The organism is Microvirga lotononidis, assembly GCF_034627025.1.
GTDB lineage: Bacteria > Pseudomonadota > Alphaproteobacteria > Rhizobiales > Beijerinckiaceae > Microvirga > Microvirga lotononidis.
In genome coordinates this window covers 3,073,297-3,094,051 of record NZ_CP141048.1, presented here as the reverse complement: position 1 = coordinate 3,094,051, position 20,755 = coordinate 3,073,297, and the positions used below count along the sequence as shown (strand labels likewise).

Annotated in this window: 21 protein-coding genes and 1 riboswitch; of the genes, 15 read left to right on the top strand and 6 right to left on the bottom strand. The window is 65.0% G+C overall.

Annotation, left to right across the window (positions count from 1 at the left end; translation table 11 throughout):
• Positions 1–5 precede the first annotated feature (5 nt).
• From U0023_RS14690 to gcvT, 3 genes are read right to left on the bottom strand one after another with little or no spacing between them, the layout of a single operon-like run.
• Positions 6–482 carry an OsmC family protein gene (locus U0023_RS14690; protein WP_009764733.1) on the bottom strand — a complete coding sequence of 159 codons (477 nt, stop codon included), beginning with the start codon at positions 480–482 and terminating at the stop codon, positions 6–8.
• Positions 483–498: 16 nt separating this feature from the next.
• On the bottom strand, positions 499–873 hold the full coding sequence (gcvH, locus tag U0023_RS14685; RefSeq protein ID WP_009764732.1) for a glycine cleavage system protein GcvH: 375 nt from the start codon (positions 871–873) through the stop codon (positions 499–501).
• A 21-nt stretch (positions 874–894) separates the two neighbouring features.
• The gene (gene gcvT / locus U0023_RS14680; RefSeq protein WP_009764731.1) at positions 895–2,043 is read right to left on the bottom strand and encodes a glycine cleavage system aminomethyltransferase GcvT; all 1,149 of its coding nucleotides are present in this window, start codon (positions 2,041–2,043) and stop codon (positions 895–897) included.
• Between the two features lie 159 nt (positions 2,044–2,202).
• Positions 2,203–2,295, bottom strand: a riboswitch (glycine riboswitch).
• A 169-nt stretch (positions 2,296–2,464) separates the two neighbouring features.
• Between gcvT and U0023_RS14675 the strand changes: the two genes are divergently transcribed.
• Positions 2,465–3,769 carry a hemolysin family protein gene (locus U0023_RS14675; RefSeq protein ID WP_040639355.1) on the top strand — a complete coding sequence of 435 codons (1,305 nt, stop codon included), beginning with the start codon at positions 2,465–2,467 and terminating at the stop codon, positions 3,767–3,769.
• Between the two features lie 171 nt (positions 3,770–3,940).
• Here U0023_RS14675 and U0023_RS14670 read toward each other — a convergent pair whose 3' ends face one another.
• Entirely contained in the window at positions 3,941–4,528 is a 588-nt protein-coding gene (locus U0023_RS14670; protein WP_009764729.1) for a hypothetical protein, read from the bottom strand.
• Positions 4,529–4,557: 29 nt separating this feature from the next.
• Positions 4,558–5,070, bottom strand: coding sequence for an invasion associated locus B family protein (locus U0023_RS14665; RefSeq protein WP_009764728.1), 513 nt, complete (start codon positions 5,068–5,070; stop codon positions 4,558–4,560).
• A gap of 312 nt (positions 5,071–5,382) precedes the next feature.
• On the opposite strand from U0023_RS14665, the gene coxB reads away from it, so the two are divergent.
• From coxB to U0023_RS14605, 12 genes are all read left to right on the top strand, one after another.
• On the top strand, positions 5,383–6,237 hold the full coding sequence (gene coxB, locus U0023_RS14660; RefSeq protein WP_009764727.1) for a cytochrome c oxidase subunit II: 855 nt from the start codon (positions 5,383–5,385) through the stop codon (positions 6,235–6,237).
• A 28-nt stretch (positions 6,238–6,265) separates the two neighbouring features.
• Complete coding sequence (ctaD, locus tag U0023_RS14655) at positions 6,266–7,885, top strand: cytochrome c oxidase subunit I (protein WP_009764726.1); 1,620 nt, start codon at positions 6,266–6,268, stop codon at positions 7,883–7,885.
• A 132-nt stretch (positions 7,886–8,017) separates the two neighbouring features.
• Positions 8,018–8,974: a heme o synthase gene (locus U0023_RS14650; protein WP_040639354.1), complete on the top strand. Its 957-nt coding sequence runs from the start codon at positions 8,018–8,020 to the stop codon at positions 8,972–8,974.
• Positions 8,975–8,978: 4 nt separating this feature from the next.
• Positions 8,979–9,140: a hypothetical protein gene (locus U0023_RS14645; RefSeq protein ID WP_009764724.1), complete on the top strand. Its 162-nt coding sequence runs from the start codon at positions 8,979–8,981 to the stop codon at positions 9,138–9,140.
• A gap of 7 nt (positions 9,141–9,147) precedes the next feature.
• Positions 9,148–9,738 carry a cytochrome c oxidase assembly protein gene (locus U0023_RS14640; RefSeq protein ID WP_009764723.1) on the top strand — a complete coding sequence of 197 codons (591 nt, stop codon included), beginning with the start codon at positions 9,148–9,150 and terminating at the stop codon, positions 9,736–9,738.
• A gap of 68 nt (positions 9,739–9,806) precedes the next feature.
• A complete protein-coding gene (locus tag U0023_RS14635; RefSeq protein ID WP_009764722.1) occupies positions 9,807–10,667 on the top strand; it encodes a cytochrome c oxidase subunit 3 in 861 nt (286 codons plus the stop codon).
• Between the two features lie 115 nt (positions 10,668–10,782).
• The gene (locus U0023_RS14630; RefSeq protein WP_009764721.1) at positions 10,783–11,151 is read left to right on the top strand and encodes a DUF983 domain-containing protein; all 369 of its coding nucleotides are present in this window, start codon (positions 10,783–10,785) and stop codon (positions 11,149–11,151) included.
• Positions 11,151–11,915 carry an SURF1 family protein gene (locus U0023_RS14625; RefSeq protein ID WP_009764720.1) on the top strand — a complete coding sequence of 255 codons (765 nt, stop codon included), beginning with the start codon at positions 11,151–11,153 and terminating at the stop codon, positions 11,913–11,915. Before U0023_RS14630 ends, U0023_RS14625 begins: the two co-directional genes overlap by 1 nt.
• Positions 11,916–12,138: 223 nt before the next feature.
• Positions 12,139–12,666, top strand: coding sequence for a GNAT family N-acetyltransferase (locus U0023_RS14620; RefSeq protein WP_009764719.1), 528 nt, complete (start codon positions 12,139–12,141; stop codon positions 12,664–12,666).
• A gap of 75 nt (positions 12,667–12,741) precedes the next feature.
• Positions 12,742–14,157, top strand: coding sequence for a threonine synthase (gene thrC, locus U0023_RS14615; RefSeq protein WP_009764718.1), 1,416 nt, complete (start codon positions 12,742–12,744; stop codon positions 14,155–14,157).
• Positions 14,154–15,437: a M16 family metallopeptidase gene (locus U0023_RS14610; RefSeq protein ID WP_009764717.1), complete on the top strand. Its 1,284-nt coding sequence runs from the start codon at positions 14,154–14,156 to the stop codon at positions 15,435–15,437. Before thrC ends, U0023_RS14610 begins: the two co-directional genes overlap by 4 nt.
• 200 nt (positions 15,438–15,637) lie before the next feature.
• Positions 15,638–18,517 carry an EAL domain-containing protein gene (locus U0023_RS14605; RefSeq protein ID WP_009764716.1) on the top strand — a complete coding sequence of 960 codons (2,880 nt, stop codon included), beginning with the start codon at positions 15,638–15,640 and terminating at the stop codon, positions 18,515–18,517.
• Here U0023_RS14605 and U0023_RS14600 read toward each other — a convergent pair whose 3' ends face one another.
• Positions 18,518–19,129, bottom strand: coding sequence for a YqgE/AlgH family protein (locus U0023_RS14600; protein WP_009764715.1), 612 nt, complete (start codon positions 19,127–19,129; stop codon positions 18,518–18,520).
• A gap of 102 nt (positions 19,130–19,231) precedes the next feature.
• Between U0023_RS14600 and U0023_RS14595 the strand changes: the two genes are divergently transcribed.
• The gene (locus U0023_RS14595; RefSeq protein WP_009764714.1) at positions 19,232–20,059 is read left to right on the top strand and encodes a protein-disulfide reductase DsbD domain-containing protein; all 828 of its coding nucleotides are present in this window, start codon (positions 19,232–19,234) and stop codon (positions 20,057–20,059) included.
• A 37-nt stretch (positions 20,060–20,096) separates the two neighbouring features.
• Positions 20,097–20,579 carry a peroxiredoxin gene (locus tag U0023_RS14590; RefSeq protein WP_009764713.1) on the top strand — a complete coding sequence of 161 codons (483 nt, stop codon included), beginning with the start codon at positions 20,097–20,099 and terminating at the stop codon, positions 20,577–20,579.
• Positions 20,580–20,755: the final 176 nt, after the last annotated feature.

Here is a 20,755-nt window from a genome sequence, read left to right as displayed (position 1 = left end):
AGGCGTTAGTGCGAGGGAATGCCTGCCACCACGATCTCCGTGAGCACGGAGTTGGCGATGAAGCATTCCTTGTGGGCGAGGTGGTGCATGGCGGCGATCTGCTCCGGCGTCGGAACCTTGTCGCCTGAAAATTCGATTGTCGGGTCCAGGGTGACCTTGGACACGAAGAGCTTGCCGTTCTCGTTCTTGGTCATGATCCCGAGCGCTTCGTCCTCGTAACGGTCGACGACGAAGCGCTTCTTGGCGGCGATCGACAGGAAGGTCAGCATGTGGCAGCTGGAAATGGCTGCGACATACGCCTCCTCCGGGTCGATGGCGTCCTCCCGGGAGAGAGGCAACGGCACGACGGAAGGCGACGAGGAGCCCGGCACCTCGATGCCGCCATCGAAGCTCCAGAGATGGCCCCGGCTGTAGCGGTTGTCGGAAAAGACCTCGTCGTCTCCCCGGGCCCAGCGGATCGTTGCCTTGTACTCGTGCGCCATTGCCAAGCCGCCCGTGTTAGGAAATCGACTTCACGAATTCCTGGTACTGCTCCTCGGTCATGAGGCCGTCGAGCTCGCTCTGGTTGGTGAGACGAAGCTTCATGAACCAGCCGCGGCCGGCCGGATCCTCGTTGACGGTGCCGGGCGAGGCTTCGAGATCGCTGTTGACCTCGACCACTTCGCCGGAGACCGGCGCATAGACTTCGCTTGCGGCCTTCACGCTCTCGACGACGGCAGCCTCATCGCCCTTCGCCAGGGTCTTGCCGACGCTCGGAAGCTCGACGAAGACCACGTCTCCGAGCTGGCTCTGCGCATAGTCGGAGATGCCGACGATGCCGGCATCGCCCTCGATGCGGATGTATTCGTGATCCTTGGTGTAGCGCGTGGTCATGTTGATTTCCCTCTTTGAGTGTCAGCGCTTGTAGCGATGGGGGGCGAACGGCATGGCCGCGACCTTGGCCGGCAGCGGCTTGCCGCGAACGATGAGATGAAGGTCCGTGCCGACGGCCGACACCTCCTTCGCGACATAGCCCATGGCGACCGGGCCGTTGACCGTGGGGCCGAAGCCGCCGGAGGTCACGATGCCGACCTCATGGCCGTCGGGCGTGGTGATGATCGTGCCCTCGCGCGCCGGAGCGCGACCCTCGGGCCTGATGCCGACGCGCACGCGCGCCGCGCCGTCCTTGATCTCGCGCTGGACGCGCTCGGCGCCGGGGAAGCCCCCCTCCTCGCGGCGGCGCTTCTGGATCGACCAGATCAGGCCGGCCTCGATGGGCGAGGTCGTGGGATCGATGTCGTGACCGTAGAGGCACAGGCCCGCTTCGAGCCGCAGCGAATCGCGCGCGCCGAGACCGATGGCCTTCACCTCGGGATCCGCGAGCAGCTTGTTCCAGAGAGCGGGGGCATCCTTGCCTTGGCAGGAGATCTCGAACCCGTCCTCGCCGGTATAGCCGGAGCGGGAGACGTGGCACCAGATGGCGTCGATCTGCACGTCGGCGGACATCATGAAGGCGAGGCCTGCGGCCTCCGGCACAAGCCTGGCGAGCACGGCCTCGGCGGACGGCCCCTGGAGCGCCATGAGGCCCAGATCGTCCTTGCGCCGCAACGCGACGCCCTTCGGCAGGCGGGCCTCGATATGAGCGTAGTCCTGCTCCTTCATCGAGGCGTTCACCACCAGATAGAGCCAGCCTTCGTGGCCGGGGGCGCCGACGCGGGTGACCATCAGGTCGTCGAGGATGCCGCCGTCCTCCGCCAGCAGCTGCGAATAGCGCTGCTGGTTGGGCTTGAGGTTGAGCACGTCGGCGGGAATCAACGCCTCGATCGCCCGGGCCACGGTCTCGTGGCTCTTGTCGTCGGCGACGAGGAAGGCCTGGCCCATATGCGAGACGTCGAACAGGCCCGCGTGCTCGCGGGTCCAGTTGTGCTCGGTCAGGATGCCGGTGGGATACTGCACCGGCATGTCGTAGCCGGCGAAGGGCACCATGCGGGCGCCAAGGGCCACATGCTCGGCATGAAGCGGGGTCTGCAGGAGCGGCTCGTCGCTATGCGCATGCTCGGCCATCGGGTTTCCTCAAAGGTGCGCGTTCCATCGAGCCTTGCGGCCCGTTGCTGTGCGCCCCCTCTGTCCCGAGACCTGAGAGATTTCCCTCACCGCTTTCGCGGCAGGTTACGCCCGTCGGTGGGCGACGCCCGTTCGAGCGTCGCCGCTTTCCAGAGTGCCAGCTCCCGCGCGGTCCTTTGGCCTGAGCGTTTCCGGGGCGGTTGCGCCTTCGGCGCCGGACCTCAGAGGTCCGGTCTCTTCCGCGGGGATCATCGGCTGGATTTAGCTCTGAAGAGGAAATGCGGTCCTGTCAACAAAGCAGGCCGTCGCGGCGAATATCTCCCTGCCTTAATTGACGGCAGGGCATCGACACTCCATGTTAGGGCATCTGTCACAGAAGGGGAGAAGCGCGGCCTGGTCCGGTCAGCAGCTCCACGCATCGTTGCTCGAACTGATCATCGCTCTCGCTCTCGTCGCCCTCAACGGCGTCTTTGCTCTTTCCGAACTCGCCATCGTTTCCGCCCGCCGAGCCCGCCTCAAGGCGATGGCCGAGCAAGGCCGCTCCGGAGCCACCACGGCCCTGACCCTCATGGAGGATTCGGGCCGCTTCCTGTCCACGGTCCAGATCGGCATCACTCTCGTGGGCATTCTGGCCGGCGCCTTTTCGGGTGCCGCGCTCGGCGACCGGCTGACCCAGATCTTCCTGGCCCAGGGCATGCCCGAAGGCGTGGCCCAGCCCCTGGGCTACGGCCTCGTGATCGGCATCATCACGTATCTCTCCATCGTCATCGGCGAGCTGGTGCCCAAGCAGCTGGCCCTGCGCAATCCGGAGGCCATCGCCTGCACCATGGCGCCCCTGATGCTGGTGCTCTCGAAGGTCGCGGCCCCGGCCGTCTGGCTTCTGAACGCATCGACCAGCCTGATCTTCCGCCTCCTGGGGGCCAAGTCCGACGATTCGTCGACGGTCACGGAAGAGGAAATCAAGATGCTCGTCGGCGAGGCCGAGAGCGCCGGCGTGATCGAGGAGGAGGAACGCCGCATGATCTCAGGCGTCCTGCGCCTCGGGGACCGGACCGTGCGCGGCCTCATGACCCCGCGCACGGACGTGGACTGGATCGACCTGGACGACGACGAGGCGACGATCCGCGCCTTGCTGATCGAAACCCCGCATTCCCGCCTGCCCGTGAGCGAGGGAACGCCCGACAACGTGATCGGCGTCGTCCAGTCGCGAGAGCTTCTCGCTGCCATGCTTTCGGGCCAGTCCCTGGACATCCGGGGGCATATTCAGCCGGCGCCGGTCATTCCGGACACGCTTTACGCGCTCGATGCGCTGGCCACCTTGCGCGACGCGGAGGTGCCGATGGCGATCGTCCACGACGAATACGGGCATTTCGAAGGGGTCGTGACCCCGGCCGATGCCCTGGAGGCCATCGTCGGCGCCTTCCGGTCCGACGGCGAGGCTCCGGAACCCGACGCCATCCGGCGCGAGGACGGCTCCTGGCTGCTCGCCGGCTCCATGCCGGTCGACGAGATGGCCGAGGTGCTGGGCGTCACCCTGCCCGAGACCCGCAGCTATCACACGGTCGGCGGCCTGGTGATCAGCGAGCTGCAGCACCTGCCCAATACAGGCGAGCACGTAGACACCCTGGGCTGGCGCTTCGAAGTGATCGACCTGGACGAGCGCCGGATCGACAAGGTCCTGGCCGCTCCCCTCAACCAGAGAGCAGGCGCCGCCGTTCTCTACTGAATCGTCTCAACCGTGAAGCACCGGACGGGAATGCGATTTCACGTTCGGTGCTCTAACTTTCTGATTTAACGCATCTTCTCACGCCAAACCGGTTCCCACTTTTGCGTTCGAGGCTGGTGGTCCGACGCATCTTTCCACGCAAAACCGGTTCCCACTTTTGCGTTCGAGGCTCTATCCCCTGCGCCGTCCCGGAGCGGCACGGCCGCCGCCGCCGAGGCCCACCTGGATTTCGAAGCTGTTGGCGTAGGACGGGGGCACCACGATGCCCTCCTCGATCACCGACACGGTCGTCTGGGTCTGACCGGCCGGGATGGCTGCCGCCACCCGGCGGGACCGGTCGGCGAAGACCGTCGAGCCGTCCTTGACCACGATATGAACCGGCACATCGTAGCGGCCGGAGGAGCCGCCGACGCCCAGGAGCGCGCGCGCCTCGACACCGACCTTGACCAGGGTCGAGCCGTCCGGCTGCCCGACGCATTCGCGGGCGATCTCGCCCAGGGTCACCTGGCTCCGGATCGAGCCTTCCTCGCGGCCACCGCGAACCTGGAGGGCAGCGCCGCCGTCGACCACGTCAATGGTCGGGCAATACACGTCCCGGATCTCGGCCGACTGGGCTGGGGCCTGCCTCGTTCCGGCCGTCAGGAGCATGTCGCCCATGCCGAAGCCACCTCCGCCTCCCGACGGGCCGCAGCCCGTCAGGGCCGTCAGGCCGAGTGCCGCGAGCGTCCATCCGGCCTTCCGGCTCAATCCGTCTCTCATGATTGCCCCCACCTTATTATGGTCAAGTCTTACGGAAGAGCGTCGAACCCGGCCGCAAATCCGTTCAGGGACACGGGAATCCCGATCCCTTCCTCAGGCGTCTGGAACACGATGAAGGTGGCCGCCTGACCGGTCTTCATCTGGTTGACCAGGTTGTCCTCCATCACGACCTCCGCCACGCAGCCGGTGGCGAGGCAGCGCACGAAGCCGGCACGCCCGATATCCGTCTGGTCGATCTTGAGGCCCAGGCCCGACGGCAACAGAATACCAAGAGGCGCGACCACGCGCAGGAGGCGACTTTTGCCGTCGGCGGTTTTCAACACAATAATGACGAGGGTGACGTTGGGGCGGTCCTCTGCGACGACGTTCTGCACGAGGGCGCATTGCTCGGCCGTGGCGCCCGCCGGAGTCTCGCAGCGCATCTGCCACTCGCCGTAGGTGTTCTTGACCATGCCCTGAGCGCCGGCGCCGCTGGCGCCGAACAGGGCCGACAGCCCCAGGATTGCCGCCGCACCATGGCGAGCCCATCGCGATGCGCCCATCGGATTCTCCATTCATTAACCCTGATCGAGGGTCGCGGCCTGCCGCCGCTTCAGGTCCATCTTTGGCCGTTGGGACCATGGCAGAGGGCGCGATGTCAAGCGAGAGAGGCTGTTTGAGGGACCGAAATGATTTTTGGCGGTTATGACGCACAGTTTGGAACGCTTCTACCGTTGCGCTTGAGCGCGTCCTGTGATCTTTGACGCAGATCAAAGGTGATGGCGCAAGCCGGGCGCCGCTTTCCGCACGCCCGCGCCTTCCCCGATGCTTTCATGGCCCTGGGCCATCACATCTTTAGGAGCTTAGGAACGCCGATGCGGATCGAGACTGGACGTCGATCGGTGACCGCCCTCTCCACGGCAGCGGTCGCACTTGTGTTGGGCATAAGTGAGGCGTGGGCCGCCGCCGGCCGGCCCTCCCCATGGGAAATGGGCATGCAGGAGATGGTGACCGAGTTGGGACACAGCGTGTCCAACTTCCACACCTACCTGGTTTGGCTGATCGCTGCGATCTGCCTTTTCGTTCTGGCGCTGCTCCTTGTGATCGTTGCCCGCTTCAACGAGAGCAAGAACCCGGTTCCCTCGCGGACCACCCACAACACCCTCCTCGAGGTGGCCTGGACCATCGTCCCGGTGCTGATCCTCGTGGCGATCGCGATTCCGTCGTTCCGCCTCCTGCGCCAGCAGCTCGTTCCGCCGCAGGCCGACCTCGTTGTGAAGGCGACGGGCTATTCCTGGTACTGGGGCTATGAGTACCCGGCCGACCAGGGCGGCTTCAAATTCGATTCGAACATGATCACCGAGGCCAAGGACCTGAAGCCCGACCAGCCCCGTCTGCTCGGCGCCGACAACGCCATGGTCGTTCCGGTGGGCAAGGTCGTGAAGGTTCAGACGACCTCCGCCGACGTGATCCACTCCTTCGCCCTGCCGTCCTTCTACATCAAGGTGGATGCGATCCCGGGCCGCCTGAACGAGACCTGGTTCAAGGCCGAAAAGGAAGGCGTGTATTTCGGCCAGTGCTCCGAGCTCTGCGGCAACGGCCACCCCTACATGCCGATCGAAATCCGCGTCGTGAGCGAGCAGCAATTTGCCGCTTGGCTCGCCGAGGCGAAGCAGAAGTATGCTTCGACCGGCAGTGACGCTCCGCTCAAATTCGCGACCGCTCAGTAATTGTAAGAAGGACCACAGAGGTCTCATCATGGCACATGCAGCTGATGCCGCTCACGCGGATCACCACGATCACCTTCCGAGCTTCTGGCGCCGGTGGTTCTATTCCACGAACCACAAGGATATCGGCACGCTCTATCTCATCTTCGGCTTCACGGCCGGCATCGTCGGCGGCCTTCTGTCCATCGGCATGCGCCTGGAGCTCCAGGAGCCAGGTCTCCAGTACTTCTCCAACCCGCAGGCGTTCAACGTCTTCGTGACCGGCCACGGCCTCATCATGGTGTTCTTCATGGTGATGCCCACGCTGATCGGCGGCTTCGGCAACTGGTTCATCCCGATCATGATCGGCGCGCCCGACATGGCCTTCCCGCGGATGAACAACATCTCGTTCTGGCTCACCGTTTCGGCCTTCTGCCTGATGCTGCTCTCGCTCTTCGTCGAAGGCGCGCCGGGCTCCCTGGGCTTCGGCGGCGGCTGGACCGTGTACCCGCCGCTCTCGACCGTCGGCCATCCCGGCCCGGCGCTCGACTTCGGCATCCTGGCCCTGCACCTTGCCGGTGCCGCCTCGATCCTGGGTGCGATCAACTTCATCACCACGATCCTCAACATGCGCGCCCCGGGCATGACGCTGCACAAGATGCCGCTCTTCGCCTGGTCCATGCTTGTGACCGCATTCCTGCTGCTCCTGTCGCTGCCGGTTCTCGCGGGCGCGATCACGATGCTGCTGACAGACCGCAACTTCGGCACGACCTTCTTCGAGCCGGCGGGCGGCGGTGACCCGGTGCTCTACCAGCACCTGTTCTGGTTCTTCGGCCACCCCGAAGTGTACATCATGATCCTGCCGGCCTTCGGCATCGTGTCCCACATCATCTCCACCTTCTCCAAGAAGCCGATCTTCGGCTATCTCGGCATGGCCTACGCCATGGTGGCGATCGGCGTGGTCGGCTTCGTCGTGTGGGCGCACCACATGTACACGGTCGGTCTCTCGCTCCAGACGCAGGCCTATTTCGTGTTCGCCACGATGGTGATCGCGGTTCCCACCGGCGTGAAGATCTTCTCGTGGATCGCCACCATGTGGGGCGGCTCCATCCGCTTCACGGCGGCCATGCAGTGGGCTGTGGGCTTCGTGTTCCTGTTCACGGTCGGCGGCGTCACCGGCGTCGTGCTGGCGAACGCCCCCGTCGACCGCTACATGCACGACACCTACTACGTGGTGGCTCACTTCCACTACGTGCTGTCGCTCGGCGCCGTGTTCGTGATCTTCGCCGGTATCTACTACTGGTTCCCCAAGATCACCGGCTACGTGCTGCCTGATTGGATCGGCAAGCTGCACTTCTGGATCGCCTTCATCGGCGCCAACGTGCTGTTCTTCCCGATGCACTTCCTCGGCCTGTCCGGCATGCCGCGCCGCTATGCGGATTACCCGGACGCCTTCGCGGGCTGGAACCTCGTCTCCTCGATCGGTTCCTACATCTTCTTCGTCGGCATCTTCGTCTTCATCGGCGGCGTGGTCTATGCCTTCGTCCGCAAGGAAAAGGCTGCCGACAACCCGTGGGGTGAAGGTGCGACGACGCTGGAATGGACCCTGTCCTCCCCGCCTCCGTACCACCAGTTCGAGACGCTCCCCCGCGTCGTCGACACCGGACACTAAATCGACCGAGTGGGCGGCCACACGCCGCCCGCTCCTCCCCAGAGGGCTTGCGCTGACAAGCCTTCCGGCGAGGAGCCGACTTTCAGGAGGCCTTTTCGGCCTCGTCACGGCATTTCGGAAGATCAATCAGTTATGAGCACCATGTCGAACAGTTTGGCCGATAACCGCGTAGAGCCCCTTGCCACGGCAGGCGTCTCGCAGGGTGACGTGTCCGACTTCTTCGCCCTTCTCAAGCCGCGCGTGATGTTTCTCGTCGTGTTCACGGCGCTCGTCGGCATGGTGGTGAGCCATTCCGACGTTCATCCCGTGGTGGCTTTCGTGTCGCTCCTGATGATCGCCATCGGCGGCGGCGCGTCCGGCTGCCTGAACATGTGGTGGGATGCGGATATCGACGCCGTCATGACCCGTACCCGCAAGCGTCCGATTCCGGCCGGCAAGATCCAGCCGGGCGAAGCCCTCGCCTTCGGCGTGACGCTCTCCGCCGGTTCCGTGATCATCCTGGGCCTTGCCAGCAACTGGCTGGCCGCCGGCCTTCTGGCCTTCACCATCTTCTTCTACGTGGTCGTGTATTCCATGTGGCTGAAGCGATCGACGCCGCAGAACATCGTCATCGGCGGCGCGGCGGGCGCCCTCCCCCCGATCGTCGCGCAGGCCGCCGTCACCGGTCACGTGGCGTGGGACAGCGTCGTGCTGTTCGCCATCATCTTCATGTGGACGCCCCCGCACTTCTGGGCCCTGGCCCTGGTGAAGTCAGGCGATTACGAGCGCGCCGGCATTCCCATGATGCCGAACGTCGCCGGCCCCGATTCCACACGCTTCCAGATCCTGGCCTATACGGTCATCCTGGCTCCGCTCGGCCTGGCTCCGGTGGCGATGGGCTTCGGCGGACTGGCCTATGCCATCATCGCGCTGATCGGCGGCCTCGGCATGCTGGCGCTCGCCGTGCAAGTCTACCGCCTGCGCCAGGGCGAGCCCGCCATGCGCGTGGCCCAGCATCTGTTCGGCTTCTCGATTCTCTACCTCTTCCTGCTCTTCGCGACACTTCTCGCGGAGCACGGCTTCGGCTTCTTCCGGCCGGTTTTCGGGTGATCGAATGGCAGACCGCACTGAATACGTTCGTCTGACGCCCGAGGAGCAGAAACGCCGCCGCAGGCGCTCGCTGGCCCTGGCCCTGACTCTTGCGGCCTTCTGCATCCTGCTCTTCGCGATCACCCTTGTGAAGCTTGGACCGGGCGTTCTTCAGCGTCCCCTGTGAGGCTCAAATGGCTGAAACATCCCACACCGAACGCAAGATGAATCGCACGGCCTTCGCCTGCGTGGGCGTCGTCGTGGGCATGGTCGGCTTGGCTTATGCGTCCGTGCCGCTCTACGACCTCTTCTGCAAGGTCACCGGCTTCGGCGGCACCCCGATCATCCGCGACGCCAACGGCTCCGAGGTGATGGACCGGACGATCGCCGTCCGCTTCGATTCCAACGTGGCCCCCGGCCTGAACTGGCGCTTCGCCCCGGAGAAGCCCGAGATCAAGGTGAAGCTCGGCGAGACCACGACGGTCTATTACAAGGTCACCAATACGGGCGACAGGCCGAGCACGGGCATCGCCACCTACAACGTGCAGCCGGACCTGGCGGGCACCTATTTCTCCAAGCTCGAATGCTTCTGCTTCACCGAGCAGACCCTGCAGCCGGGAGAATCCCTGGAATCAGCCGTTGTCTTCTACGTCGATCCCCGCCTCGTGCAGGACAGCGACGTGAAGGACCTGACCTCTCTCACCCTCTCCTACACCTACTTCCCCTCCAAGGGGGGCAAGCCGGTGGCGGAGGTGACATCATCCACCAAACCCATTGCTCAATAAGGGACGTGACAAGCTAGGCGGAAACGTCTTAAAGCGAGTTCACATTCGAGGCACGGAGACGACACGAAATGGCCGAGGCCCACGCCAAGAACCACGACTACCACATCCTTGAACCGAGCCCGTGGCCGCTCATCGGCGCGGTCAGTGCCTTCCTGATGGCATCCGGGTTCGTGACCTGGTGGAAGGACATCGCCATCGCGGGCATGCACCTGGGCCCCTTCGTGTTCGGCGCCGGCATCATCGGGGTGCTCTACACCATGCTCAGCTGGTGGACCGACGTGGTGAAGGAAGCCAATACCGGCTACCACACCCGCGTGGTGCAGCTTCACCACCGCTACGGCATGATGATGTTCATCGCCTCCGAGGTGATGTTCTTCGCCGCCTGGTTCTGGGCCTATTTCGATGCCGCCCTGTACGCCGGCGATCCGCAGCTCTATTCCCGCGTGGACGTTCTCGGCGGCGTGTGGCCGCCCAAGGGCATCGAGACCTTCGATCCCTGGCACCTGCCGCTGCTCAACACCCTGATCCTGCTCACCTCCGGCACCACGGTCACCTGGGCGCACCATGCGCTCCTGGAGAACGACCGCCAGGGCCTCAAGGCGGGCCTGTGGCTCACGGTGATCCTCGGCCTGATCTTCTCCTGCGTGCAGGCCTACGAATACAGCCACGCCACCTTCGGCTTCTCGGGCAACATCTACGGCGCCACCTTCTTCATGGCGACGGGCTTCCACGGCGCGCACGTGATCATCGGCACGATCTTCCTGGCCGTCTGCCTCCTGCGCGCCTATCGCGGCGACTTCACGCCCAAGCAGCACCTCGGCTTCGAGTTCGCCGCCTGGTACTGGCACTTCGTCGACGTGGTGTGGCTCTTCCTCTTCGCCGCCATCTACGTCTGGGGCTATGGCGGACACGCCGCCGCCGGGCACTAAGCCGCTAGCGACATCACATTCAGCAAGGGCGGCTTCAAAGCCGCCCTTCGCTTTTAAGCGCCCGGCACCATCCGGCCTGGCGTTCGTTGACCGGCAACCCATTTGGAGAACAGCCGTGGCCCATGACCCTTCCGCACCCTCCCCCATCACCACGGGCCTCAGGGGCCTGTGCCCCCGCTGCGGCAAGGGCCACCTCTTCCAGGGCTATCTGAAGGTTCGGCCGACATGCGAGGTCTGCGGCCTCGATCTCGCCTTCGCCGATACGGGCGACGGCCCAGCCTTCTTCGTCATGTCCATCGTGGGCATCGTGGTGGTCGCCCTCGCCCTCTGGGCCGAGTTCGCCTTTTCCCCGCCGATCTGGCTTCACCTCGTCATGTGGACAGCCTTGAGCATCGGCATGAGCCTCGCCCTCGTGCGGCCCCTTAAAGGCGTCCTGGTGAACCTGCAATATCATCACAAGGCCGAGGAAGGACGCTTCCGGTAGTGTCCGTACCCTCCCGCAAAATCCGCTCGCTGATCGTTCCAGGCCTCGCGGCACTCGTCACACTCGCGATCCTGATCGGGCTCGGCACTTGGCAACTCCAGCGCAAGGCCTGGAAGGAAGACCTCATCGCGCAGATCGAGGCGCGGGCCTACGGCGAGCCCGGGGCCATCGTCCCGGAAGCCGATTGGGCCTCATGGCGAGCCGATCAGGACGAATTCCGCAAGGTGCGGGTGACCGGCACCTTCCTCAACGCCTTCGAAGCTCCCGTCTACGGCCTCCTCCCCGGCGAGCGGCAGGGCGCGCCGATCCAGGGCTATTACCTGATCACGCCCCTGAAGCTCGCGAGCGGCGCCATCGTGATGATCAACCGGGGCTTCGTGCCCATGGAGCTGCGCGATCCCGCCAAGCGGCCCGAGAGCCAGCCGCAGGGCGAGGTGACGGTTACCGGCCTCGTGCGGGCGCCCGAGGTCCGCAACCTCTTCACGCCGAACGACGATCCAGCCAAGAATCAGTGGTTCGCCCGCGACCCACAGGCCATCGCCGCCGCCCACAAGCTCGAGCGCGTCGCGCCCTTCCTGATCGACGCGGACGCCACGTTCAATCCGGGCGGCTGGCCCAGGGGCGGCCAGACCCCGCTCACCCTGCCGAACAATCACCTGCAATACGCGGTCACCTGGTTCGGCATCGCCCTCACGTTGATCGGCGTGTTCGTCGCCTTCGCGTGGCGGCGGGTGAAGGAGCCGGCATCGGCCGAGCAGGAATAGGAATATCGGCAGGAAAAGTTTGGCATTTTGCCGAACCGAGGTTATCCTGCTCTCATGTTCACGCTCATGACGACCGTAACCCATCTCACGATGTGCCTTGCAGGGCGCACGGGAGAGGCTTTGCGCGGTTAAGAGCGTCGAGCATTCCAGACAAGCCCTGCGGAGACGAGCAGGGCTTCTCCAAAGGTTCGGTTCGCCTCCGCTTCACCCGGAGGAGAGCGACATGAACGCAGAACCATCCCTTCATCCACCTAGTCCCGCAGATGACGTCGTCATTCGAGCGACGCGCCCAAACGATTATGAGGGAATCGCTGCGTTGGGGAACATGCCCGGCTATCGCTGGGGCACATTGCGCTTGCCTCATCAGACCCCCGAAGCGACCCGAAAATGGATTGAAAATATGGGGCCGGGGAATGTCAGCTTAGTCGTCGAGAAGAGCGGCCGGATCATCGGCAGCGGAGGTTTCGAACGCCATCAAGGCCGACGCTCACACGTAGCCTATCTCGGCATGGGCCTACACGACGATTTTCATGGTCAGGGCATCGGCACCCGATTGCTGCGCGAACTCATCATGGTCGCCGACGACTGGATGAACCTGCGCCGGATCGAGCTCACAGTCTATGTGGACAACACACCGGCCATCGCGCTCTACAAGCGTCACGGTTTCGAGATCGAAGGCACGCACAAGGAATTTGCCTTCCGAAGTGGCGCCTTCGTTGATGCCTATGCGATGGCCCGGATAAAACCATGAAATCTGCGACCGGATGCGGCTTGCCGTGTCCGGTCATGCCTCCTAATGTCCGGCCGAATTTCCAGGAGATCCACCGTGCTCCATGTCTCGACCCGGGGGGAAGCCCCCGCGCTCGGTTTCGCCGATGCCCTGCTGACCGGCCTTGCCCGGGACGGCGGCCTCTACCTGCCGGAAAGCTGGCCAAGCCTGTCCCAGGACACGATCCGGAGCTTTGCCGGTAAGCCCTATGCGGAGGTCGCGAAGGCGGTGCTCGGTCCGCTGGTCGACGGCGATATCCCGGATGCCGCGCTCGGCCGGATGATCGACGCGTCCTACGCTTCCTTCCGCCACGCGGCCGTCTGCCCGCTGACGCAGATCGGCGACAATCTCTTCGTGCTCGAGCTCTTCCACGGCCCCACGCTCGCCTTCAAGGACGTGGCGATGCAGCTGCTCGGCCGTCTCATGGATCACGTACTCAAAGCCCGCGGCGCCCGCGCGACCATCGTGGGCGCGACCTCGGGCGATACGGGCAGCGCCGCCGTCGAGGCGTTCAAGGGCCTGGATCAGGTCGATATCTTCATCCTCTACCCGCATGGCCGCGTCTCGGACGTGCAGCGGCGGCAGATGACCACCGTGGCCTCGCCCAACGTCCATGCGCTCGCCGTCGAGGGCACCTTCGACGATTGCCAGTCCATGGTGAAGGGCATGTTCAACCATGCCCGCTTCCGGGACGAGCTGCAGCTGTCGGGCGTGAACTCCATCAACTGGGCCCGCGTCGCAGCCCAGGCGGTCTATTACTTCACCGCCGCCGTGGCCCTGGGCGCGCCCAATCGCCCCATCTCGTTCTCCGTGCCGACCGGCAATTTCGGCGACATCCTCGCGGCTTACGTCGCCAAGCGCATGGGGCTTCCGATCGAGCGGCTGATGATCGGCACCAATGCCAACGACATCCTGGCCCGCACGCTCGGCTCCGGTTCGTATGAGATCAAGGGCGTGCAGCCCACGACCTCCCCGTCCATGGACATCCAGATCTCGTCCAATTTCGAACGCCTGCTGTTCGAAGCTTACGGCCGCGACGGCGAGGCGATCCGCCGCCTCATGGCCAATCTCGGTCAGTCCCGCGCCTTCACGATCGAGGCGGGCCCCCTCGCCCGCATCCGCCAGGAGTTCTCGGCCGAGGCCGTGAACGAGGACAACGTGCTCGCCGAGATGGCCGAGACCTACCGCACGACCGGCTACGTGCTCGACCCGCACAGCGCCGTCGGCACCCGCGCCGGGCGGGCCCTGCTCAAGCAGCGGCCCGAAACGCCCGTGGTCGCCCTGTCCACCGCCCATCCGGCCAAGTTCCCCGATGCGGTCGAACGCGCGACGGGCCTGCGCCCCGCACTTCCGCCGCACATGGCTGATCTGATGGAGCGGAAGGAGAGCTTCACGGTTCTCCCCAACGACCAGGCTGCGGTCGAGCGCTTCATCCGCGAGCGCGCGCGGGCGGTCAAAGGCGCGGCCGCATGAACCAGCACTTCGTCCACGAGAAGCGGATCGAGATCACGACCCTGTCCAACGGCCTGATGGTCGCCACGGAACGGATGCCGGCGATCGCCACGGCGACGCTCGGCGTCTGGGTGGGCACCGGCTCCCGGCACGAGCGGGCGCACGAGCACGGCCTGTCGCATCTCATCGAGCACATGGCCTTCAAGGGCACGGCCCGCCGCTCGGCGCGCCAGATCGCCGAGGACATCGAGAATGTGGGCGGCGACATCAACGCCGCCACCAGCGTCGAATATACGAGCTACACGGCCCGCGTGCTCGGCGAGAACGTGGATGTGGCTCTCGACGTGCTGGGCGACATCCTGATCCATTCGGCGTTCGATGCGAACGAGCTCGCCCGCGAGAAGGGCGTGATCCTGCAGGAATACGCCGCCGTCGAGGACACGCCCGACGACCTGATCTACGACGCCTTCATGGAAACGGCGTTCTCGCGCCAGGCGGTCGGACGACCGATCCTCGGAACCCCGGAAACGATCAAGAGCTTCGACGAGGCGACGATCCGCGCTTTCCTGGCGCGGGAATACACGCCGGGCAAGATGGTGCTCGCCGCCGCAGGCGACGTGGACCATGCCCGGATCGTCGACATGGCGGAACGGCTCTTCGGCGGGATGCCGAGCGTCGCCGCACAGGCACCGGAACCGGGGCGCTACACAGGCGGCGAGAGGCGGATTTCGCGCAAGCTCGAACAGGCCAATCTGGTGCTCGGTTTGCCGGGCCTCTCGTTCAAGGACCCGGGCTATTACGCCGTCCATCTCTTCGCCCACATGCTCGGCGGCGGGTTGACCTCACGGCTCTGGCACGAGGTCCGCGAAACCCGCGGCCTCGCCTATTCCATCGATTCCTTCCACTGGCCCTTCTCCGATTGCGGCCTGTTCGGCATCGGTGCCGGAACATCCGGCTCGGATGTGCGGGAGCTGATGGACGTGACGCTCGCCTGCATGACCCAGGCGACCCGCGACATCAGCGAGATCGAGCTGGTGCGTGCCAAGGCCCAGATGAAGGTCGCCCTCCTCACCGCCCTGGAGACGCCCGGCGGCCGGATCGAGCGGGTCGCGCGCCAGCTCCTGTCCTGGGGCCGGGTCGTGGCGAGCGAGGAGATCGTCAGGAAGGTCGATGCCCTGGACGTGGAGCACGTCCGCGAGGCGGGGCGGCAGCTTCTGCAAGGCGCTCCGACGCTTGCGGCCATCGGGCCGATCAAGGGATTACCCTCCCTGGACGATATTGCCTCGGGTCTGAGGGGCTGATTTTTTCTGCCTCTCCTTCCCCAAGGTCACGTCTGTTTCTCCTCAATCCCGCCGCAAAGTGACCTCATCGCCACTGGTAACAATAACCAATGAGTCCTGCGGACAAGTGGGGAGCGTCTCCGGCCCCACCTTGCCCTCAAGCCTCCTGACCGGTACCAATCCTGTTCCATTGTTTTAGTACCGGACGAAAGACCGAAGCATTGCGGATCGTATCTTTCGCCATAACCCTTCTCTTGGCGATTTTCCTGGGGCTGGCTTTGCCGTCCACCGGCTGGGCGGTCGAATCCGTCCGCGTCGACCCCAAGATGAAGGCCATCGACCTCACCCCGGCCATCGAGCGCTACAACTCGGACGGCGACGAAATCAGGATCTCGACCGCGCCGGGACGCGACGGCATCGTCCGCCGCATTGCCGTGAAGGCGCGCGAGGCCGGCACCCGGCCCGACTGGATCGTCTTCGCGCTCACCAACGACACCGACGAGCAGGTGGACCGCCTGCTGGTCGCTCCGCATTTCCGTCTCACCGGTTCCGGCGTTCTCTGGCCCGATTTGGGAGCGACCCGCATCGCGGCCATCACCGCCAGCCAGGGCATCCGGCCCGACCGCGACGACAGCGAGGATGCGGACATCTTCCTCATCACCCTCGATCCGGGCACGACCGTCACCTTCGTGGCGGAGCTGCGCTCCAACAACCTGCCCCAGCTCCATCTGTGGGATGCGAATGCCTACAAGGACCGGGTCAACGGACTGACCCTCTACAAGGGCATCATCATCGGCATCGCGGGCCTCCTGGCCCTGTTCCTCACCATCGTCTTCGTGGTCAAGGGAGCCCTGATCTTCCCGGCGGCCGCAGCGCTCGCCTGGGCGGTCCTGGCCTATGCCTGCATCGATTTCGGTTTCTTCCAGCGCGTCTTCCCGATCAGCGAGGCGACGGAGCAGATCTATCGCGCCGGCGCCGAGGCGGTGCTCTCCGCGACGCTCCTCGTCTTCCTCTTCGCCTATCTCAATCTCAACCGCTGGCACGTCCGCTACAGCCATGTGACCGCCTTCTGGTTACTGTTCCTCGGTGCCATGGTGGCGCTCGCCATCGTGGACCCGCCGGTGGCCTCGGGCGTGGCGCGCATGTCCATCGCGGCCGTAGCCGGCATCGGCTTCGTGCTCGTGATCCATCTGGCGACGCACGGCTACGACCGTGCGGTGATGCTCGTTCCCACCTGGCTTCTTCTGGTGGCCTGGGTGGCGGCTGCGAGCTTCACGGTGGTGGGGCAGCTCTCGTCCGATCTCGTGCCCCCTGCCCTCGTCGGCGGCCTCGTTCTGGTGGTCATGCTCATCGGCTTCACGGTCATGCAGCACGCCTTCGCCGGCGGCGCCTTCACGCGGGGGTTCGTGAACGACACGGAGCGCCGGGCCCTGGCTCTGACCGGTGCCGGCGACATCGTGTTCGACTGGGACGTGGTGTCCGACAATATCTTCGTCAGCCCGGAGGTCGAGCACCAGCTCGGGCTCAAGCGCGGCTCGCTCGAAGGCCCGGCTTCCGCCTGGCTCGACCTGATCCACCCCTTCGACAAGGACCGCTACCGCCTCGCCCTCGACGCGGTGATCGAGCAGCGCCGCGGCCGCCTGACCCAGGATTTCCGCCTGCGCTCGTCCTCCGGCGCCCACCATTGGTTCCGCCTCAAGGCCCGGCCGGTCATCGGCTCGGACGGCGAGGTGCTGCGCATCGTCGGCACGCTCTCGGACGTCATGGACAGCAAGACCGCCGAGGAGCGGCTGCTGTACGATGCCGTGCACGACAACCTGACGAGCCTGCCGAACCGGCAGCTCTTCTACGACCGCCTCGAAGCCGCCCTCACCTTTGCGAGCCAGGACGATTCCTTGCGTCCCACCGTGCTCGTCATCGACATCGACAAGCTGAAGGACGCGAATGCCACGGCAGGCTACGCGGCCGGGGATTCTGTTCTGCTCACCCTGTCCCGCCGCCTGAGCCGCCTGCTCAAGCCGCAGGATACGTTGGCGCGCATCTCGGGCGACGAATTCGCCATCATCCTGCTCTCCGAGCGCGAGCCGGACCGCATCATCTCCTTCGCCGACATGGTCCGCCGGGTCGTGACGACCCCGTTCACCTATGCCGACCGCGAGATCTTCCTGACCGCCTCCATCGGCATCGCCCTGCACGATCCGCAGATCGCCGCGCGGCGCGAGGAAGTGCTGCGCAACGCCGAGATCGCCATGGCCCATGCCCGGCGCCATGGAGGCGACCGGATCGAGGTTTTCCGGCCGACCATGCGCTCGGACCGCAGCGATCATTTCACCATGGAGACCGACCTTCGCCACGCGCTCGAGCGCAACGAGATGAAGGTTCTGTTCAAGCCCATCGTGCGCCTGGAAGACCGGACCATCGCCGGCTTCGAATCCATGCTGCGCTGGGATCACCCGCGCCTCGGCCGCATCGGTCCCGAGGATTTCATGTCGATCGCCGAGGAAACCGGCCTCATCATTAAGCTCAGCGTCTTCCTGTTGGAGCAGACGGGCTATGAACTCGCCGCCTGGCAGAACGCCCTCGAAGTCGAGCCGCCGATCTTCGCCAGCGTCAACATGTCGAGCCATCACCTGCTGCGCCACGACCTCCTGCAGGACGTGAAGTCGGTCATCACCCGCGCGGGCGTCATTCCCGGGACGCTCAAGATCGAGATGACCGAAAGCCTCGTGATGGAGAACCCGGAATACTCGGCCCAGATGCTCGCGCGCCTGCGCGATCTCGGCGCCGGCCTCTCGCTCGACGATTTCGGGACGGGCTATTCCGCCCTCTCCTATCTGCAGCGGTTCCCGTTCGACACGATCAAGGTGGACGAATCCTTCGTGCGCCTGATGGCGTCCGGCAAGCCGGTCATCCTGCGCTCCATCGTCAAGATGGCGCACGAGCTCGGCATGGAGATCGTCGCGGAAGGGGCGGAGAGCGAGTCGGAGGCCATCGAGCTCTACCAGCTCGGCTGCGAATACGCGCAGGGTCCCGTCTTCGGAGAACCGATGTCGACGCTGCAGGCCCGCCAGCTCGTGGGGGCCGCGCCTGCCGCCGCCTGATCAGGCGTGACCGGTTTCCATCGACAGCATGGCCGGTTCGATCCCGATCCGGCGCAGGGCCATTTCGTAGCGAAGATCGGCGGCGGTGTTGAAGATCAGCTCCGCATCGGCCGGGCAGTTGAGCCAGCCATTGGCCTGGAGTTCCAGTTCGAGCTGTCCCGCGCCCCAGCCGGCATAGCCGAGCGCCAGAACCGCATTTTCCGGTCCGTCGCCGCGAGCGATGGCGCGCAGAATGTCGATGGTCGCGGTCAGGCAGATGCTGTCGTCGATGGGCAGGGTCGATTGAGCGAGATGAAAATCCGGTGAGTGGAGGACGAAGCCCCTGCTCGTCTCCACGGGTCCGCCTATCAGCACCTGCATGCTGCCGACTTTCTGCGGCAGGCGGATCCGCTCGGGCTCGGGAAGGATTTCGAGCTGGACCAGCAGATCCGGCATGTTCAAATGGGCGGCGGGCCGATTGAGGACGATCCCCATCGCCCCCTCGGCCGAATGGGCGCAGATATAGATCACGGACCGCGCGAAGCGCTCATCCATCATGCCTGGCATGGCCACGAGGATCTGACCGTCCAGGTAGGGGGATTCGATATCGTACAAAGGAATCTGCGAGCCCATATCCTAAATCTGCCTTGCCGGACTTGGCCGGATCACAGGATCGTGGATGGCAAGCCCGATGATAAACGCATAAGGGAAGCGCGTCAGGGAGGTGTCAGTTCCATGGCATTCGTGCTCCGGGTCGCATCGATTGCGATTTTTTCGATTTTGTCCGTAACGATGGTCGTTGCGCAACCCGCCAAGCCATCGGCCTCGGCCCAGGGCTTTCACTCCCGCGCCCGCCTGATTTCGGGCGGGCGGCAGGGCGATGCCTGGCTTGCCGGAATCGAGATCGCTCTTGATCCGGGCTTCAAGACCTATTGGCGCAATCCGGGCGATTCCGGTCTGCCGCCCCGGTTCGACTGGTCGGGTTCCGAGAACGTCGCCGATGTCGAGATCCGCTATCCCGCCCCGTACCGCCACGAGGACGCGGCGGGCGTGGCCTATGTCTACGGCAAGAAGGTCGTGCTGCCGGTTCTCGTCAAGGCGAAGGACAGAGCCAAACCGGTCAGGCTCGTCATGTCGGCCGAATACGGAGTGTGCAAGGACATCTGCATCCCGGCCCGAGCCGACATGAGCGTGGATCTGACGGCGGACGGCCCGGACCGCAGCGCCATCGAGGCCGCCCTGACCAAGGTGCCGCGCCCGCAGGCCCTGGGAGCGCAGTCGGAGCTGTCCGTCCTTGCCATCGAGCCTGCCCCCCAGGACAAGCCCGCCCTCTCCGTCACAGTCCGTACCCCGGATGGAGCTAAACCGACCCTCTTCGCCGAAGGGCCGGAGAACTGGTATTTCTCGACTTCCCCGCCCGACGACGCCAACCGCTTCACCGTGACGGTGGAGGAAAAGCCCAAGGACGCTTCTGGCCCGGCTCCCCTGCGCCTGACCCTGGTGGCCGGGGACAAAGCCATCGAGACGGAAGTCAGCCTCGACGGCAACGGGCAGCCGCGCTAGGGAAGATGACCTATCGGTTCAGTTCGGAGATCAGCCCATGCCCATCCAGGTTGGAGAACGCCTTCCCCAAGTCACCTTCCGCATCATGACGCCCGACGGGCCCGTGGCAAAGACGACGGACGACCTGTTCAAGGGCCGCAAGGTGGTTCTCGTCGCCGTGCCCGGCGCCTTCACGCCGACCTGCCACCGCAACCACCTGCCCGGCTACGTGCAGAAGAAGGACGAGATCAGGGCCAAGGGTGTCGACGCCATTCTGGTGACCTCGGTCAACGACGTCTTCGTTCTCGAAGCCTGGAGCAAAGCCTCCGGTGCCGAAGGCATCGAGTTCCTGTCGGACGGCAATGCCGACTTCGCCAAGGCCATCGGCCTGTCCATGGACGGGACGGGCTTCGGTCTCGGCACGCGCTCCCAGCGCTATTCCATGGTCGTCGACGACGGCGTCGTGAAGGCGATCAACGTGGAGGACGCCCCCTCCAAGGCGCAGCATTCCGGCGCCGAGAACATCATGAAGGATCTCTGAGCCTTAAACGCCCGGTGTCATTCCTGGAAGGACGCGCAGCGGAGGGGAAGGGAATCCAATTGCACGCTCCGCGCCCTGGATCCCCTTCCCGAGCCTTCGGCCCGCCGGGGACGACACTGGAGCCCTTTTCATCATCGAGATGGCCGGCGCGAGAGGCCGGCCATGACGTAAAGGCA